General features: G+C 73.0%; 18 protein-coding genes. 11 read left to right on the top strand and 7 right to left on the bottom strand.

What is annotated here, in order from left to right; genetic code table 11:
- Positions 1-9: 9 nt before the first annotated feature.
- The 4 genes from B082_RS0133885 to argC are packed head-to-tail and all read right to left on the bottom strand — an operon-like array spanning position 10 to position 4296.
- Positions 10-1221 carry an acetylornithine transaminase gene (locus B082_RS0133885; RefSeq protein WP_018556218.1) on the bottom strand — a complete coding sequence of 404 codons (1212 nt, stop codon included), beginning with the start codon at positions 1219-1221 and terminating at the stop codon, positions 10-12.
- A complete protein-coding gene (argB, locus tag B082_RS0133880; protein ID WP_018556217.1) occupies positions 1218-2120 on the bottom strand; it encodes an acetylglutamate kinase in 903 nt (300 codons plus the stop codon). The genes B082_RS0133885 and argB overlap by 4 nt, the downstream gene beginning before the upstream one ends.
- Entirely contained in the window at positions 2117-3271 is a 1155-nt protein-coding gene (gene argJ, locus B082_RS0133875) for a bifunctional glutamate N-acetyltransferase/amino-acid acetyltransferase ArgJ (protein ID WP_018556216.1), read from the bottom strand. The genes argB and argJ overlap by 4 nt, the downstream gene beginning before the upstream one ends.
- Complete coding sequence (argC, locus tag B082_RS0133870; RefSeq protein ID WP_026250466.1) at positions 3268-4296, bottom strand: N-acetyl-gamma-glutamyl-phosphate reductase; 1029 nt, start codon at positions 4294-4296, stop codon at positions 3268-3270. The genes argJ and argC overlap by 4 nt, the downstream gene beginning before the upstream one ends.
- A 229-nt stretch (positions 4297-4525) precedes the next feature.
- On the opposite strand from argC, the gene B082_RS0133865 reads away from it, so the two are divergent.
- From B082_RS0133865 to B082_RS0133845, 5 genes are all read left to right on the top strand, one after another.
- Positions 4526-4960, top strand: a complete 435-nt coding sequence (locus B082_RS0133865) for a VOC family protein (protein ID WP_018556214.1) — start codon at positions 4526-4528, stop codon at positions 4958-4960.
- 49 nt (positions 4961-5009) lie between these two features.
- Complete coding sequence (locus tag B082_RS0133860; protein WP_018556213.1) at positions 5010-5771, top strand: DUF6193 family natural product biosynthesis protein; 762 nt, start codon at positions 5010-5012, stop codon at positions 5769-5771.
- 77 nt (positions 5772-5848) lie between these two features.
- Positions 5849-6817 carry a GlxA family transcriptional regulator gene (locus B082_RS0133855; RefSeq protein WP_026250465.1) on the top strand — a complete coding sequence of 323 codons (969 nt, stop codon included), beginning with the start codon at positions 5849-5851 and terminating at the stop codon, positions 6815-6817.
- Positions 6818-6962: 145 nt separating this feature from the next.
- On the top strand, positions 6963-7961 hold the full coding sequence (gene gap, locus B082_RS0133850; RefSeq protein ID WP_018556211.1) for a type I glyceraldehyde-3-phosphate dehydrogenase: 999 nt from the start codon (positions 6963-6965) through the stop codon (positions 7959-7961).
- Positions 7962-8158: 197 nt separating this feature from the next.
- Positions 8159-9628: an FG-GAP-like repeat-containing protein gene (locus B082_RS0133845; protein ID WP_018556210.1), complete on the top strand. Its 1470-nt coding sequence runs from the start codon at positions 8159-8161 to the stop codon at positions 9626-9628.
- Positions 9629-9724: 96 nt separating this feature from the next.
- On the opposite strand, the gene B082_RS0133840 is transcribed toward B082_RS0133845, so the two are convergent.
- Complete coding sequence (locus tag B082_RS0133840; protein ID WP_018556209.1) at positions 9725-10129, bottom strand: DUF5997 family protein; 405 nt, start codon at positions 10127-10129, stop codon at positions 9725-9727.
- 67 nt (positions 10130-10196) lie between these two features.
- Here B082_RS0133840 and B082_RS0133835 point away from each other — a divergent pair, with 67 nt between their 5' ends.
- The 4 genes from B082_RS0133835 to B082_RS0133820 all read left to right on the top strand — a co-directional run bounded on the left by B082_RS0133835 (position 10197) and on the right by B082_RS0133820 (position 13029).
- Complete coding sequence (locus B082_RS0133835; RefSeq protein WP_026250464.1) at positions 10197-10985, top strand: LysR substrate-binding domain-containing protein; 789 nt, start codon at positions 10197-10199, stop codon at positions 10983-10985.
- A 51-nt stretch (positions 10986-11036) separates the two neighbouring features.
- Entirely contained in the window at positions 11037-11549 is a 513-nt protein-coding gene (locus B082_RS0133830) for a DinB family protein (RefSeq protein ID WP_026250463.1), read from the top strand.
- 46 nt (positions 11550-11595) lie between these two features.
- Positions 11596-12093, top strand: coding sequence for a peptidylprolyl isomerase (locus B082_RS0133825; protein WP_018556206.1), 498 nt, complete (start codon positions 11596-11598; stop codon positions 12091-12093).
- Positions 12094-12249: 156 nt separating this feature from the next.
- Entirely contained in the window at positions 12250-13029 is a 780-nt protein-coding gene (locus B082_RS0133820) for a Clp protease N-terminal domain-containing protein (RefSeq protein WP_018556205.1), read from the top strand.
- Positions 13030-13151: 122 nt separating this feature from the next.
- Here B082_RS0133820 and B082_RS0133815 read toward each other — a convergent pair whose 3' ends face one another.
- Positions 13152-13727, bottom strand: coding sequence for a histidine phosphatase family protein (locus B082_RS0133815; RefSeq protein ID WP_026250462.1), 576 nt, complete (start codon positions 13725-13727; stop codon positions 13152-13154).
- 72 nt (positions 13728-13799) lie between these two features.
- On the bottom strand, positions 13800-15266 hold the full coding sequence (locus tag B082_RS0133810) for a PLP-dependent aminotransferase family protein (protein WP_026250461.1): 1467 nt from the start codon (positions 15264-15266) through the stop codon (positions 13800-13802).
- Between B082_RS0133810 and B082_RS0133805 the strand changes: the two genes are divergently transcribed.
- Both B082_RS0133805 and B082_RS0133800 read left to right on the top strand, forming a co-directional pair.
- Positions 15265-16224, top strand: coding sequence for a DMT family transporter (locus tag B082_RS0133805; RefSeq protein WP_026250460.1), 960 nt, complete (start codon positions 15265-15267; stop codon positions 16222-16224). The genes B082_RS0133810 and B082_RS0133805 overlap by 2 nt on opposite strands.
- Before the next feature lie 42 nt (positions 16225-16266).
- Entirely contained in the window at positions 16267-16482 is a 216-nt protein-coding gene (locus B082_RS0133800) for a DUF1918 domain-containing protein (protein WP_018556201.1), read from the top strand.
- Positions 16483-16537: the final 55 nt, after the last annotated feature.

Genomic DNA, 16537 nt, shown 5'->3' with positions numbered 1-16537 from the left:
GTCGTCGCCTCATTCTCCGGATCGCTTCTCTCCGGATCGTCCGTCCCCGTATGCCGCGTCGAGGGCGCCGGGCAGCGCCCCGAGGAACGCGTCCACCTCCGCGTCCCCGATGGTCAGCGGCGGCATCAGCCGCAGGACATCGGGGGCGGGTACGTTCACCAGGAGGCCGGCTCCCTGAGCCGCCTGTTGCGCCTGGGGCGCGAGGGGCTCGGTGAGCACGATACCCAGCAGCAGGCCGGAGCCCCTGACATGGGAGACCAGGGGGTGGTTCAGGGCCTCCACGCCGTTGCGGAGGCGTTCGCCGAGCCGCTTCACCCGGTCCAGCGCGCCGTCGGCGGCGAGGGTGTCGAGGACCGCGAGGCCGGCCGCGCAGGCGACCGGGTTGCCGCCGAACGTCGTGCCGTGCTGGCCGGGCGCGAGCAGATCGGCGGCGGCGCCGAACGCGACCGTCGCACCGATCGGCAGCCCGCCGCCGAGCCCCTTGGCGAGGGTGACGACATCGGGCTCGACGCCCTGGTGGGCCTGGTGCTCGAACCAGGTGCCGCACCGGCCGATCCCGGTCTGCACCTCGTCCAGGACGAGGAGCGTGCCGGTGGCCCGGGTGATCTCCCGGGCGGCCTCCAGGTAGCCCCCGGGCGGGACGACGACGCCGTTCTCGCCCTGGACCGGCTCGATGATCACCAGCGCGGTGTCGGTGGTCACGGCGGCCCGCAGCGCGTCCGCGTCGCCGTACGGGACGTGCGTGACGTCTCCGGGCAGCGGGGTGAAGGCCTCGCGCTTCCTGGGCTGGCCGGTGAGGGCGAGGGCGCCCATGGTCCGGCCGTGGAAGCCGCCGTCGGTGGCGACCATGTGGGTACGCCCGGTCAGCCGGCCGATCTTGAACGCGGCTTCGTTGGCCTCGGCGCCCGAGTTGCAGAAGTAGACCTTGCCGGTGCGGCCGAAGAGCTGGAGCAGCCGTTCGGCGAGCGCGACGGGCGGTTCGGCGATGAACAGGTTGGAGACGTGGCCGAGGGTGGAGATCTGGCGGGTGACCGCCTCGACGACGGCGGGGTGGGCGTGGCCCAGGGCGTTGACCGCGATCCCGCCGACGAAGTCGAGGTACTCGGTGCCGTCGGCGTCCCACACCCGGGCGCCCTCGCCGCGCACGAGGGAGAGCTTCGGGGTGCCGTAGTTGTCCATCAGCGCCTGCTGCCAGCGCTGTGAGAGTGCGGCGTTGGTCATGATTCCCCCTGCGCGTCGGGCACGACCATCGTGCCGATTCCCTCGTCGGTGAAGATCTCCAGCAGGATCGAGTGCTGGACCCGGCCGTCGATGACGCGGGCCGTCTCCGCCCCGTTGCGTACGGCGTGCAGGCAGCCCTGCATCTTTGGCACCATGCCGCTGGAGAGTTCCGGCAGGAGCTTCTCCAGTTCGGTGGCGGTGAGCCGGCTGATCACGTCGTCGCTGTTGGGCCAGTCCTCGTACAGCCCTTCCACATCCGTGAGGACCATCAGCGTCTCGGCGTCCAGCGCGGCGGCGAGCGCGGCGGCCGCGGTGTCGGCGTTGACGTTGTAGACGTGGCTGTCGTCGGCGGAGCGGGCGATGGAGGAGATGACCGGGATGCGGCCGTCGTCCAGCAGGGCCTGGATGGCTCCGGTGTCGATGGCGGTGATCTCGCCGACCCGGCCGATGTCGACGGGCTCGCCGTCGATGGTGGGCCGGTGCTGTATGGCGGTGATGGTGTGGGCGTCCTCGCCGGTCATGCCGACGGCGAGCGGCCCGTGCTGGTTGAGCAGGCCGACCAGCTCGCGCTGGACCTGCCCGGCGAGCACCATCCGTACGACGTCCATCGCCTCGGGCGTGGTGACGCGCAGCCCGGCCTTGAACTCACTGACCAGGCCCTGCTTGTCGAGCTGGGCGCTGATCTGCGGGCCGCCGCCGTGCACGACGACGGGTTTGAGGCCGGCGTGCCGCAGGAAGACGACGTCCTGGGCGAAGGCCGCCTTCAGCTCCTCGTCGACCATGGCGTTGCCGCCGAACTTGATGACGACGGTCTTGCCGTTGTGCCGGGTCAGCCAGGGCAGGGCCTCGATGAGGGTCTGCGCCTTCGGGAGTGCGGTGTGCTTCCGCGCGGCGCTCATGAGCTGTACGCGCTGTTCTCGTGGACGTAGTCCGCGGTGAGGTCGTTGGCCCAGATGACCGCCGACTCGGTCCCCGCGGCGAGGTCGGCGGTGATCCGGACCTCCCTGAAGCGCATGTCGACCAGATCGCGGTCCTCGCCGACGGCGCCTTCGCGGCACACCCACACGTCGTTGATCGCGACGTTCAGCGCGTCCGGCTCGAAGGCGGCCTTCGTCGTGCCGATGGCGGAGAGCACCCGGCCCCAGTTGGGGTCCTCGCCGTGGATCGCGCACTTGAGGAGGTTGTTGCGGGCGATGGAGCGGCCCACCTCGACGGCGTCGTCCTCGGTCGCGGCGTTCACGACCTCGATCCGGATGTCCTTGGAGGCGCCCTCGGCGTCCCCGATGAGCTGGCGGGCCAGGTCGTCGCAGACCGCCCGTACGACCTCGGCGAAGTCCTTCTGCTCCGGGGTGATCCCGCTGGCACCGGAGGCCAGGAGCAGCACGGTGTCGTTGGTGGACATGCAGCCGTCGGAGTCGACCCGGTCGAAGGTGGTGCGGGTGGCGTCGCGCAGGGCGGCGTCGAGCGCGGGGGCGTCCACGTCGGCGTCGGTGGTGAGCACGACGAGCATGGTGGCCAGGCCGGGGGCGAGCATGCCGGCGCCCTTGGCCATGCCGCCGACGGTCCAGCCCTCGCCGCCTGCCACGGCGGTCTTGTGCACGGAGTCGGTGGTCTTGATGGCGATGGCGGCCTTCTCGCCGCCGTGCTCGCTGAGGGCGGCCGCGGCCTTCTCGATGCCGGGGAGCAGCTTGTCCATGGGCAGCAGGAGGCCGATGAGCCCGGTGGAGGCGACGGCGATCTCACCGGCGCTGTGGCCGTCCAGCACCTCGGCGGCCTTCTCGGCGGTGGCGTGGGTGTCCTGGAAGCCCTGCGGGCCCGTACAGGCGTTGGCGCCGCCGGAGTTGAGGACGACGGCGGTGACCTCGCCGCCCTTGACGACCTGTTCCGACCACAGGACCGGGGCGGCCTTGACGCGGTTGGAGGTGAAGACGCCCGCGGCGGCGCGGCGCGGACCGTTGTTGACCACGAGGGCCAGGTCCGGGTTGCCGTTCTCCTTGATTCCGGCGGCGATGCCCGCCGCCGAGAATCCCTGTGCTGCCGTGACGCTCACGGTGCGACTCCGATCGTGGAAAGACCTGTGTCCTCGGGCAGTCCGAGGGCGATGTTCATGGACTGCAGGGCGCCGCCCGCGGTGCCCTTGGCGAGGTTGTCGATGGCGCTGATCACGATGATCCGGCCGGCCGCCGCGTCGTACGCCACCTGGATCTGTACGGCGTTGGAGCCGTACACGGCGGCGGTCGCGGGCCACTGCCCCTCGGGCAGCAGATCGACGAACGGCTCGTCCGCGTAGGCCTTCTCGTAGGCGGCGCGTACGGTCTCGGCGCTCGTCCCCGGCTTCGCCTTCGCGCTGCACGTGGCGAGGATGCCGCGGGGCATCGGCGCGAGGGTCGGCGTGAAGGACACGGTGACGGGCTCACCGGCGGCGGCGCTGAGGTTCTGGATCATCTCGGGCGTGTGCCGGTGGACGCCGCCGACGCCGTACGGCGACATGTTGCCCATCACCTCGGAGCCGAGCAGATGCGGCTTGGCCGCCTTGCCGGCGCCGGAGGTCCCGGACGCGGCGACGATCACGGCCTCGGGCTCGGCGAGCCGCGCCGCGTACGCCGGGAAGAGCGCGAGGGAGACGGCGGTCGGGTAGCAGCCGGGCACCGCGATGCGCTTGCTCCCCGCCAGGGCGGCCCGCCCGCTGGGCAGTTCGGGCAGCCCGTAGGGCCAGGTGCCGGCGTGCGGCGAGCCGTAGAATTGCTCCCAGTCGGCGGCTTCGCGGAGGCGGAAGTCGGCGCCCATGTCCACCACGAGGACCTCGTCACCGAGCTGCTCGGCCACGGCGGCGGACTGCCCGTGCGGCAGCGCGAGGAAGACGACGTCGTGTCCGGCGAGCACGTCGGCGGTGGTCGGCCGGAGAATCCGGCCGGCCAGGGGCCGCAGGTGCGGTTGCAGGGCTCCGAGGGGCTGTCCCGCGTTGGAGTTCGCGGTCAGGGCGCCGATCTCCACCTCGGGGTGGACGAGCAGCAGGCGGAGCAGTTCCCCGCCCGCGTATCCGCTCGCTCCTGCCACTGCTGCACGTACCGCCATCGATAGCCTCCTCGTCGATGGCATGACTATACGCAGCGATGCACTTTTATGCAAAGAATGTGTGTGCGTTGCGCGATGCCTCAGGCGCCGTCGATACGGTCGAGCAGCGTCCGGGTCTCGCGGGTGCGGCGATGTTCGGGGCCGGCGGGACATCCTTGTCGCCCGCGCGGCGAGGCGCCGGTGAGCGACTCGTATGGGCGTACGAGACCGCTCCCCCTAGGCTGAACTCATGGCAACGATCAAGCAGTTCCAGGTGACCTTCGACTGTGCGGACCCGGAGCGCGTCGCCCGTTTCTGGTGCGAGGTGCTGGGGTATGTCGCGCCGCCGCCCCCGGAGGGGTTCGCCACGTGGGACGCCTACAACGACTCGCTGCCGCCCGAGCGGCGCAACGCCGGGTTCTCCTGTTCCGACCCCACGGGGGCGGGCCCGCGGATGTACTTCCAGCGCGTCCCCGAGGGCAAGGTCGCCAAGAACCGGGTGCATCTCGATGTGCGGGTGGGCACGGGGCTGGTGGGCGAGGAGCGGCTGGCCGCGCTGGAGGCGGAATGCGCGCGGCTGATCCCGCTCGGCGCGGTGCGCGGGCAGCTGCTGCTCGCCGACGAGGAGAACGAGTCGTGCCTCAACATGCAGGACGTCGAGGGCAACGAGTTCTGCCTCGACTGACGGCTCGCGCCCGTTCCGTTCCCGCCCCGGGTCGGGCAGGATCGGCGGGATGACCACACCTGGCGGGCCGGCCGCCCTGTACCCCGAAGTCGCGGCGCACGGCAGCCTCGCCGCCGCTCTCCGGGCCGAGGCGGGGGGCCGCCTGGACGGTGTCCCCGTCACGTCCGCACGCTCCGAGCCGTTGTTCCACGCGGCGGTCCCCACCGCGCTGCCGCACCGCGAACCGCTGGTGATCAGCGCGTGGCGGGTCGAGCGGCGGTGGCACATCAGAGGGGCGGACACCTTCCAGTCCCTGCCGGTGCTCGAAGGCGGGACGGACCAACTGGCGCAGGTGGCGAGGGCTGCGCGGGCCTGGTACGACGGGGCGTCCCTGGCGGACATCCACGCGGTGGCGCCCTTCGCGCGTCCCACCGGCCGGTTCGAGGTGCCGGATCGTGACCCCGTACGGCTGACGGAGTCCGAGTGGCAGGGCCTGCGGCAGGAGGCGGCCGGGCTGGAGTATCCGTGGGCGCCGGCGTACCGCTCCCTGGTCGGGGCGGCGTACGCCGAGCCGGCGCTCCGTGCCCTCTACCCGTTCACGAGCCACTGGGCTCTGCGTTTCTCCACCGCGACCCGCCCGGCCCTGAAGGTGGTGGGGCCATGCCTTTCGGCGGGCGGCGACGGTGTGTTCGGGGTGGGCAGGGGGCTGGTGACCGGCGATCTCGGCCGGTTCGCCACCGCCCGGGAGGCCGTGGCCCGTGCCGTCGCCGACCTGCCGCCGGGCCTCGGCCCGGTCACCCTCGGCGGGTCGCCCGCGGCCACGAAACCGTAGGCCCCGGGGCCCGGCGCGGCTGCGCGGCCGGGCCGGGGGAAGCGGCGGGCGCCGCGCGGCCGCGTACCCTCACGCCCATGCCGGCGCCATCCTCCCGCCCCCGTCCGCATCGCGTCGCGGTCCTCGTGCTCGAAGGCGCGAAGCCGCTCGACGTCGGGATTCCGGCCCAGGTCTTCACGACCCGGGCGAGCATGCCGTACGAGGTCCGGGTGTGCGGGGCTGCGCCCGGACTCGTGGCCGGGGGCGACGGGCTGGCCTACTACGTCACGCACGGGCTCGACGCGCTCGCCTGGGCGGACATCGTGTTCGTGCCGGGGTACCGGCTGCCGGACCGGGACGACCCGCCCCGGGCGGTGATCGACGCGCTGGTCGCCGCGCACGAGCGGGGGGCGCGGCTGGCCGCCATCTCGACCGGGGCGTTCGCGCTGGCCGCGACCGGGCTGCTCGACGGGCTGCGGGCCACGACGCACTGGCACTACACGCGGGCGCTCGCCGCGAAGTACCCGCTGGTCCGGGTCGACGAGAACGTGCTGTTCGTCGACGAGGGCAGCGTGCTCACCTCGGCCGGTGCCGCCTCCGGGATCGACCTGTGCCTGCACGTGCTGCGCGGCGACCTCGGGGTGGCGGCCTCCAACTACGCGGCCAGGCGGCTGGTCGCGGCGCCCTACCGCAGCGGTGGCCAGGCGCAGTACGTGCCGCGCAGCGTGCCCGAGCCGCTGGGCGAGCGGTTCGCCGCGACCCGCGAGTGGGCGCTGCACCGGCTGGGCGAGCCCCTGACCCTCGACGCGCTCGCCCGGCACGCGGCCGTCTCTCCCCGGACCTTCTCGCGGCGCTTCGCCGAGGACACCGGCTACACGCCGATGCAGTGGGTCATGCGCGCCCGCGTCGACATGGCCCGCGAGCTGCTCGAACGCTCCGAGCGGGGGGTCGAGCAGATCGCCGCCGATGTCGGGCTCGGCACGGGCGCCAATCTGCGGCTGCACTTCCAGCGGATCCTCGGCACCACACCGAGCGAGTACCGGCGCACCTTCGCCCAGGGCGAATGACCAGGGCGGACGGGCGGCACGCGGCGGCCTCCCGCGCGGACCGCGAGGGGCTGGCGGGATCCTTACGGACCATGGCGATCGCGCCGCTGTCCCGGGCGGCCGCCGGGCGCGATGGTGGAGGGGCAGAGAGAGAAAGGGACATCTCATGACTCGCATCGCCATCAACGGATTCGGCCGCATCGGACGCAACGTGCTGCGCGCGCTGCTCGAACGCGACAGCGACCTCGACATCGTCGCCGTCAACGACCTCACGGAGCCCACCGCCCTCGCCCGGCTGCTCGCGTTCGACACGACGGCCGGCCGGCTGGGCCGCCCCGTCACGGTGGACGGCGACACCCTCGTGGTCGACGGCCGCCGCATCAAGGTGCTCGCCGAGCGGGAGCCCGCCAAGCTGCCCTGGGCGGAACTCGGCGTCGACATCGCCCTGGAGGCGACCGGCCGTTTCACCTCCGCCAAGGCCGCCCGTGCCCACCTCGACGCCGGCGCGAAGCGGGTGCTGGTCGCCGCGCCGTCGGACGGTGCCGACGTGACGCTGGCGTACGGGGTCAACAGCGACGCGTACGACCCCGAGCTGCACACGATCGTGTCGAACGCCTCCTGCACCACCAACGCGCTCGCGCCGCTGGCGTCGGTGCTGGACGACCTCGCGGGCATCGAGCACGGCTTCATGACCACCGTGCACGCCTACACGCAGGAGCAGAATCTCCAGGACGGGCCGCACCGCGACCCCCGCCGCGCCCGCGCCGCCGGGGTCAACATCGTGCCGACCACGACCGGCGCGGCCAAGGCGATCGGCCTGGTGCTGCCCCGCCTGGAGGGCAAGCTGTCCGGCGACTCCATCCGCGTACCGGTCCCGGTCGGTTCGATCGTCGAGCTGAACACGACGGTGGCGCGCGACGTGACCCGTGACCAGGTGCTGGAGGCGTACCGGGCCGCGGCCGAAGGCCCCCTGGCGGGCGTTCTCGAATACTCCGAGGACCCGCTCGTGTCGGCCGACATCACCGGCAATCCGGCCTCCTCGATCTTCGACTCGGCGCTCACCCGGGTCGACGGCCGCCACATCAAGGTGTCCGCCTGGTACGACAACGAGTGGGGCTTCTCGAACCGGGTGATCGACACACTCACCCTCCTCGCCGGCAGCTGAGCAGCGCGGGGCCGGGTGCGGGGGCGGCCACGGACCGCCCCCGCCGGGCCCCGACTCCTTTGCCCGCGCGCCGAGTTCACCTTCCGTTCGCCGGGCAACCTTCTCCCGTTCGCGGCTGTCTCCCCTGTGAGCCCTCACACCTCGTACGCCAATGGCTCCGCGTACGCGACCAAGGAGATCCTGTGGGCATTCGCACCATGCTGGCCGTAACCGTCTGTGCCGCGACGGCGCTGTCCTGCGGCACGGCCGTCGCGGCGCCCGGCGGCGGGCACGCGGGTACGGCCGGGGGAACGGCAACCACCACCGTGCGGGAGGACTTCAACGGGGACGGCTACCAGGACGTCGTCGTCGCGGCCCCCGCCGCCGCTGTCGACGGCCATGAGTGGGCGGGGTACATCACCGTCGCCTACGGCTCCGCACAGGGCCTGAGCACCGCGCACACGACCGTCATCGACCAGAACACGCCCGGTGTGCCGGGCGAACCCGAGAACGGCAACAGCCTCGGTTCCCGGATGGTCGCCGAGGACCTCGACCACGACGGCCTGACCGACCTGGCGCTGTACGCCAACGAATGGCTGACGTCCCCGAACAACTTCGGCTCGGTGATCGTCCTGTGGGGCCGCACCGGCGGCCTGACCGGACAGGGCGCGGTGCGGCTGGCCGCGCCGCCCGACAGCCAGGTGGGGTCCAACCTCACCGCGGGTGACTTCGACGGCGACGGCACCACGGACCTGATGCTGGACCACGGCGGGGAGTACGAGGAACGCAGCGTGCTGTACGGGCCGTTCGACCGGTCCGGGGTGCCCGCCCGCGAGCAGCTGGTGACGATGTTCGACACGGACAACTACATGGGCACCACCGCCGTGGGCGACTTCAACGGCGACGGCATCGACGACCTGTGCACGACCTACGTGTACGAGGAGCACTCCGAGGGCGCCAAGCTGTGGCTGGGCACCCCCGAGGGTCTGTCGCCGCTCTCCACCCCGCTCCCCGGCGCCTCGGCCCTCGCGGTGGGTGACTTCGACAAGGACGGCAAGGACGACCTCGCCACCCGCGTGGTACCGGGCGACATCGTGGAGGACTTCCCCGCGGACCCTGGCACCGTCAGGATCTACTACGGCTCCGCCTCCGGCCCCAGCACCACCCGGACCAAGACGATCACCCAGGACACCGCCGGCGTGCCCGGGGTGAGCGAGAAGGGCGACCAGTTCGGCGCCCGGCTCAGTGCGGGCGACGTCAACGGCGACGGTTACGCCGACCTGGCGGTGGGTGTGCCGTTCGAGGCCATCGAGAAGACGAGGGCGGCGGGCGCGGTCGTGCTGCTGAAGGGCGGCCCCGGCGGTCTGAGCGGCACCGGTGCGCAGGCCTTCCACCAGGAGACCGCGGGCGTGCCGGGCGTGGCGGAGGCCGGTGACCACTTCGGCGGTTCGGTCCGGCTGCTCGACCTCGACAACGACGGCAGGGCGGACCTGGTGGCCGGTGCGCCCGGCGAGGACCTGGAGGCGGTCGCGGACGGCGGCGCGGTGTGGTCCCTGCGCGGCACCTCCTCGGGCCTGACCGCGGCGGGTGCCTTCGCGTTCAACCCGGTCGACCTGGGCGCGCTCGTGAAGGGGGCCGGGTTCGGCCTGAACCTGTCCAACGACAACGGGCCCGGCATCAGCGACTGAACGACGTGTGGGTGGCCCCTGTTCCGAACGACGTGTGGGTGGCCCCCGTTCTGTGCGTACGGGACGGGGGCCACCCACAGGCGTCTCCCCGGGGGGTCAGGCGCGGTCGTCCCGCTCCTTCGCCTCGCGTTCGGCGTTCCGCTCCTTGATGCGGACGTTCTCCTTGCGGACGTCGGCCTGGGTGGCGCGCTCCTTGCGCAGCCACTCCGGGTCGTCCTGCTTCAGCGCCTCGATCTGCTCCGTGGTCAGGGGTTCCGTGACCCCGCCGCGGGCCAGGCCCGAGATGGAGACGCCCAGCTTGGAGGCGACGACCGGGCGCGGGTGCGGGCCATTGCTCCGCAGGTCGCGCAGCCACTGGGGAGGGTCGGCCTGGAGGGCCGCCAGCTCGGCGCGCGAGACGACACCGTCCTGGAATTCGGCGGGGGTGGCGTCGAGGTACACACCCAGCTTCTTCGCCGCGGTCGCGGGCTTCATGGTCTGGGCGCTCTGGTGGGACTTCATGGTGCCAAGGGTATCCAGCGCCTGCGGTCGATCCGACCACGACCGGCACGACCGGTAACCTGGCGGGGTGACAGGCTCGGAAGCATCCCCTTCGTTCCGGCTGGCGTACGTCCCCGGAGTGACGCCCACCAAGTGGGTACGGATCTGGCACGAGCGTCTGCCCGGCATCCCCCTGGACCTCGTCCCGGTGCCCGCCGCCGGGGCGCGGGACCTGCTGCGCGCGGGCGGCGCGGACGCCGGGTTCGTCCGGCTGCCCGTCGACGGCACCGATCTCAGCGCGATCCCCCTCTACACGGAGACGACCGTCGTGGTGGTCCCGAAGGACCACGTGGTCGCAGCCGTCGACGAGCTGTCCCTCGCCGAGCTGGCCGACGAGATCGTGCTCCACCCGCAGGACGACACCCTGGTCTGGGAGCGGCTGCCCGGCCGCCCCGCGATCGAGCGTCCGGCGACGACGGCGGACGCCGTGGAACTGGTGGCGGCGGGGGTGGGCGTCCTCGTCGTCCCGCAGTCGCTCGCCCGGCTGCACCACCGCAAGGACCTGACGTACCGCCCGCTGTCGGACGCGCCGGAGTCGCGCATCGCGCTGTCGTGGCCGCAGGAGAAGACCACCGACCGGGTGGAGGACTTCATCGGCATCGTGCGCGGGCGGACCGTGAACAGCTCGCGGGGGCGCTCCACTCCGCCCGCGGCCCCTGCGAAGGAGAAGCCCAAGCGCGACGGGGGCGGCCAGGGGGCGCGGCGGAAGCCCGCGGCCGGGAAGAGCGGTTCCGCGGGAGCCAAGGGCGCGAAGGGCGCGCGCGGGGCCAGGAGCGGGGCGGCGGCCAAGCGCGCCAAGCCCCGCCGGCGTCCGTAGGCAGGCGGTCCGGGGCGCGACTGTCAGACCCGCCTGGCAGCATCGGTGACCATGACGCACACCGCACGCCCGATGCCCCCGCTGGACGCCGACGAACGGACCGGCCTGGAGAGCTGGCTCGACTTCTACCGGGCCACCGTGGCCGAGAAGTGCGAGGGCCTCACCGAGGAGCAGGTGCGCCTCGCCTCCGTACCGCCGTCGTCGCTGACGCTGATGGGGCTCGTCCAGCATCTCGCGGAGGTCGAGCGAACCTGGTTCCGCCGGATCCTGACCGGTGAGGACGTGCCGCCGCTGCACGGCGGGCCGGCCGGTCCCGGGGCCCACAGCGGAGGGTTCGAGCTCTCCGGGGACGCCGCATTCGCGGGTGCCGTAGCGGCCTGGCAGGAGGAGATCGCCGTGTCCCGCGCGGTGTGCGCGGCGCGGTCGCTGGAGGAATCGGTGCCCTTCATGGGCGGCGAGGTGAATCTCCGGTGGATCCACCACCACATGATCGGCGAGTACGCCCGTCACAGCGGACACGCCGATCTGCTGCGCGAGCGGATCGACGGGAAGACGGGCGTGTGAGGGGGCGGGGCGCCGGGGCGGTCCGGGAAGATGTCAGGATGGTTCCATGACGAGTCAGGTTTTCTTCGACATCACCATCAACGACGAGCCCGCCGGGCGGATCGTCTTCAATCTGTTCGACGACGTCGTTCCCCGTACCGCTGAGAACTTCCGCCAGCTGGCGACCGGGCAGAACGGCTTCGGCTACAAGGGTTCCTCCTTCCACCGCGTCATCCCCGAGTTCATGCTCCAGGGCGGCGACTTCACCCGTGGCGACGGCACGGGCGGCAAGAGCATCTACGGTGCCAAGTTCGAGGACGAGAACTTCAAGCTGGCGCACACCAAGCCCGGCCTGCTCTCCATGGCCAACGCCGGCCCGAACTCGAACGGTTCGCAGTTCTTCATCACGACCATCGTGACGTCCTGGCTGGACGGCAAGCACGTCGTCTTCGGCGAGGTCGCCGACGAGGACAGCATGTCCCTGGTCAAGAAGATCGAGGCCCTCGGCTCGCAGAGCGGCCGCACCAAGGCGAAGGTCACCATCGCCGACTCCGGGGTCCTCTGATCCCGCACCCCGCACCTCTCGGCTGACAGCCGACCGGACGCGCCGGACGACGTACACCGTCGGCCGGCGCGTCCGTCATTCGTGGCGAGAACGTAAGGATCGATGCAGCGTCAACCGATAGTTGACACCCCTCACCTGTCAACTTACGGTTGACACATGACGAATCCCGTAGGTCCGACGCAACCCGTCCGTCTCGACGACCTCATCGCAGCCATCAAGAAGGTCCATCCCGACGCCCTCGACCAGCTCCAGGACGCCGTCATCGCCGCCGACCACCTCGGCGACGTCGCCGACCACCTCATCGGCCACTTCGTGGACCAGGCCCGCCGCTCCGGCGCCTCCTGGACCGAGATCGGCAAGAGCATGGGGGTGACGCGGCAGGCGGCACAGAAGCGCTTCGTCGCCAAGGACCCCGCAGAGGGCTCCGACCTCAACCCGAGCCAGGGCTTCGGCCGCTTCACCGCGCGCGCCAAGAACGTGGTCATGGCCGCGCAGAACGAGGCGCGGGCCGCCTCCAACGCGGAGATCGGCACCGAACACCTGGTCCTCGGTCTGCTCAGTGAGCCGGAAGGGCTCGCCGCCGCGTTCATCAGGGCGCAGGGCGTGGTCCTGGACTCGGTCCGGCAGGCCGCGACCGAGGCGCTGCCGCCCGCCGCGGAGGGCGAGATCCCCGAGCTGATCCCGTACAACGGCGACGCCCGCAAGGCGCTGGAGCTGACCTTCCGCGAGGCCCTGCGGATGGGGCACAACTACATCGGCACCGAGCACATCCTGCTCGCCCTGCTGGAGCACGAGGACGGCTCGGGCGTGCTCAGCGGTCTCGGCATCGACAAGGCGACCGCCGAGCGGGGCATCTCCGAGGCGCTCTCGCTCCTGGTCGCCGCCCAGGGCACGCCCGCCCCCGGGGAGCCGAAGGCCCCCGGCCAGGAGGACTGACCGCCACGTGGCGCATCCGGGCGCGACGGCCGGCGCCCCGCGCACCGGCCGCCGCGCCCGGTGCGAGCAGATGTTCGTGTCCGTCGTGGTCCCAAAGCGCCCGGCCCCAAAGCGGCCCCGCCTCAGCCCACCCCCGCCTCCAGGCGCAGGGACCAGCGGCGCGGCAGGCCGGTGAGCGTGACGGTGGAGAGCGGGCCGACGTCCACGTTCCAGTACGAGGACGGCGGGGCCTTCAGCGCGTAGACGAGGGCGGCCCGCACGACGGCAGGCTCGGCGACCGCGACGATGGCGCCGTCGCAGGCGGGGCGGGTGTCCAGCCAGCCGCCTATCCGTGTGATGAACGCGAGGAGCGGTTCGCCGCCGTGCGGCGCCGCGCGCGGGTCCGCCAGCCAGGCGTCGACGGCCGCCGGTTCGCGCGCGGTGACATCGGCGAGTGTGCAGCCCCGCCACCGCCCCATGTCGCAGTCGCGCAGCGCCGGCTGGACCAGCGGGTGGAAGCCGAGCGCCCGGCCCGTGGCGCGGCTGCGCGGGGTCGGTGAGCAGTAGCGCAGTTCGGCGTCGCCCAGGGACATCAGAGCGGGGGCGGCGAACCGCACCGCGTGCCAGCCCGCCTCGTCGAGCGGCCGGTCGTCGTCGAAGCGCTCGGCGAGCAGGGCGGAACCACGCGCTGCGGCGACGAGCGAGACTCGAACACTCATGGCCGCGATCGTGGAGCCGATCGCGGCGCCGGTCAAGAGTGCCTCCGCACACCCGTACGACGGATCCCTCGGTCAGGGTCCGGGCGGCAGGACGGCCGGGGTGCCCTCCCAGGCGGTACGCAGCCGGCGCACGCCCTCGGCGAGTTCGGCCGGCCCGGCGACCGAGGCGAAGCTCAGCCGGATCTGCGGTGCCGGGGGCTCGGCGCCGAAGTAGGGCCGCCCCGGCGCGACGGCCACCCCCGCGCGCAGCGCCGCCTGGACCATGGCGGACTCGTCCGTCCCGGCCTCGGCCCCGGGCAGCCGCAGCCAGAGGTAGCCGCCGCCCACCGGGATGTGCGGCAGCGCGAGGCCGGGCAGCGCCTCGCGCAGCGCCGCCGTCATCGCCGTACGCCGGGCGCGCAGTTCCGCCGACACGGACCGCAGGTGGCGGCCCCAGGCGGGTGAGCCGACCAGTTCGAGGGCGGCCTCCTGGAGCGGCCGGGGGACGAAGAAGCTGTCCACGATCTGGATGCCGCGCAGCCGCTCCAGGGCCGGGCCCCGGGCGGCGAGCGCGCCCACCCGCAGGCTGGGCGAGGCGGCCTTGGTGAGCGAGCGGGTGTGGACGACGACTCCGTCGGGGTCGTCGGCGGCCAGCGGTCTGGGCAGCGGGCCCGCGTCGTCGTGGGCGAGGAGCCGGGCGAAGTCGTCCTCGATGACGAACGCCCCCGCCTCCCGGGCGATCCGGACGACTTCGGGGCGCCGGGCCTTGGACAGGACGGTGCCGGTCGGGTTCTGGAAGAGGGGCTGGCACACGAAGACGCGGGCGCCGGTGGCGTGGAAAGCTGCGGCGAGCAGGTCGGGGCGCACACCGTCGCGGTCCACCGGGACGGGGACCGGGCGCAGCCCCGCGGCTCGGGCGGCCGCCAGCATGCCGGGGTAGGTGGGCGACTCCACGAGCACGGGCGCGCCGGGCGGGGCGAGCGCCCGCAGCGCGGTGGCCAGGGCGCTCTGGCCGCCCGCGGTGATCAGCACGTCGGCGGCGCCGAGCGCGGGGCCGATGTCCCGGGCGAACCAGGCGCGCAGTTCGGTCAGCCCGTCGATGGGCGGACGGCTCCAGGCGCCCGGCCGGCGGCCGGCCCGGGTCAGGGCGGCGGCGAGGGCGCGTTCGGGCTGGAGCGAGGCGTGCAAGTAGCCCCCGTTCAGCTCGATGACGCCGGTCGGTGGGGCGACCAGGCTGACCAGCAGGCCGGAGACGTCGACGGTACGGGGGACCGCCTCGGGGCCGCCGTCGCCGCTGAGCGAGACCTCCTGCCAGGAGGTGTCGCCGGCCGGGGGCGCGGCGTCGGCGAGGGGCCGGGCCCGGTAGGCGCCGGAGCCGGGGCGGGTGACGACGAGGCCCTCGGCGGCGAGCTGGGCGACGGCCCGCGACACGGTCACCGGACTGGCCCGGAACCGTTCGACCAGGGCACGACTGGACGGCAGCTTCTCACCTGGAGAGTAGCGGTTCAGCTCCGACCGCAGGGCTGTGGCCAGCTCCACCACGCTGCTACGCTCACGCATGAGAGCAGAGGATAGCGCTACTTCACAGGTCACGATAGCGGTCGAGCCCGCCGGGGGCGGCCTCCCGCGTCCCGCCCCCTTCGCCCGTCGGCCGGCCCGGCGGGGGACGCTGCTCGCGCTCCTGGGTGTCGTGACGTTCTCGCTGACCTTCCCCTCCACGGTGTGGGGCCTGGAGAGCTTCGGGCCCTGGTCCCTGGTGGCGCTGCGCAGCCTGCTGGCGGCGGCGCTCTCCGGCGGGCTGCTGCTCCTGGCCCGGGTGCGGGTGCCGGCCCGGGAGCACTGGGCGGGCCTGGCCGTGGTGGCGGGCGGCGTGGTGGTCGGCTTCCCGCTGCTGACGACGCTGGCGCTGCGGACGTCGACGACCTCGCACGCGGCGGTGGTCGTCGGGCTGCTGCCGCTGACCACGGCCGTGTTCTCCTCGCTGCGGACCGGGATACGCCCGCCCCGCGCGTTCTGGGCGGCGGCGGTGGCCGGGGCTGCCGTGGTGATCGCCTTCACCGTGGCGCAGAGCGGCGGGGCGCTGTCGGCCGGCGACCTGTTCCTGTTCGGGGCGCTGCTGGTGTGCGCGGCCGGGTACACCGAGGGCGGCAGGCTGGCGAAGGTGATGCCGGGGTGGCAGGTGACGGGCTGGGCGCTGATCCTGACGCTGCCGCTCGCGCTGGCGGGTACCGCCGTCGCGCTGGCGTACGAGCCGGTGCGGCTGACGGCGCACGGGGTCGTCGGGCTCGTCTGGGTGTCGGCCGTCTCCACCTTCCTCGGTCTGTACGTCTGGTACCGGGGCATGGCGGAGATCGGGGTGGCGCGGGCCAGTCAGCTCCAGCTCGCCCAGCCGCTGCTGACCCTGTTCTGGTCGTTCTTCCTGCTGGACGAACAGGTCGCGGCGGCGGCGCCGGTGGCCGCCGTCGCGGTCCTGGTCTGCATCGCGCTCACCCAGCGCGCCGGGCGTACCCGGTCTTAGACTGGCGGCAACGGCACGCCACCCGTGAGGAGGTCACTCCCGATGGAGGCACACACGGGCGACCGGCTGCTGACGCACGGCAGGACCGTGGGACAGCAGGACCGGGTCGCGGAGATCGTCGAAGTCCTCGGGGCCGGGGGCACTCCCCCGTACCGCGTCCGCTTCGACGACGGACACGAACATCTGCTCGCGCCGGGCCCCGACACGGTCGTCCAGCACACCGGCTGCGCGTCCGGCCGGGACGCGGACATCACGTAGGGCCTTTCTCCGGATCAGCCCGCGCCCGGCGGCGATCCGGATGAAAGGCCCATGG

Origin of the sequence: Streptomyces sp. ATexAB-D23, from assembly GCF_000373645.1 — a bacterium.
In the GTDB taxonomy this organism is placed as follows: domain Bacteria; phylum Actinomycetota; class Actinomycetes; order Streptomycetales; family Streptomycetaceae; genus Streptomyces; species Streptomyces castrisilvae.
The sequence above is the reverse complement of the archived record's forward strand: the minus strand, read 5'-3'. Positions and strand labels throughout refer to the sequence as shown.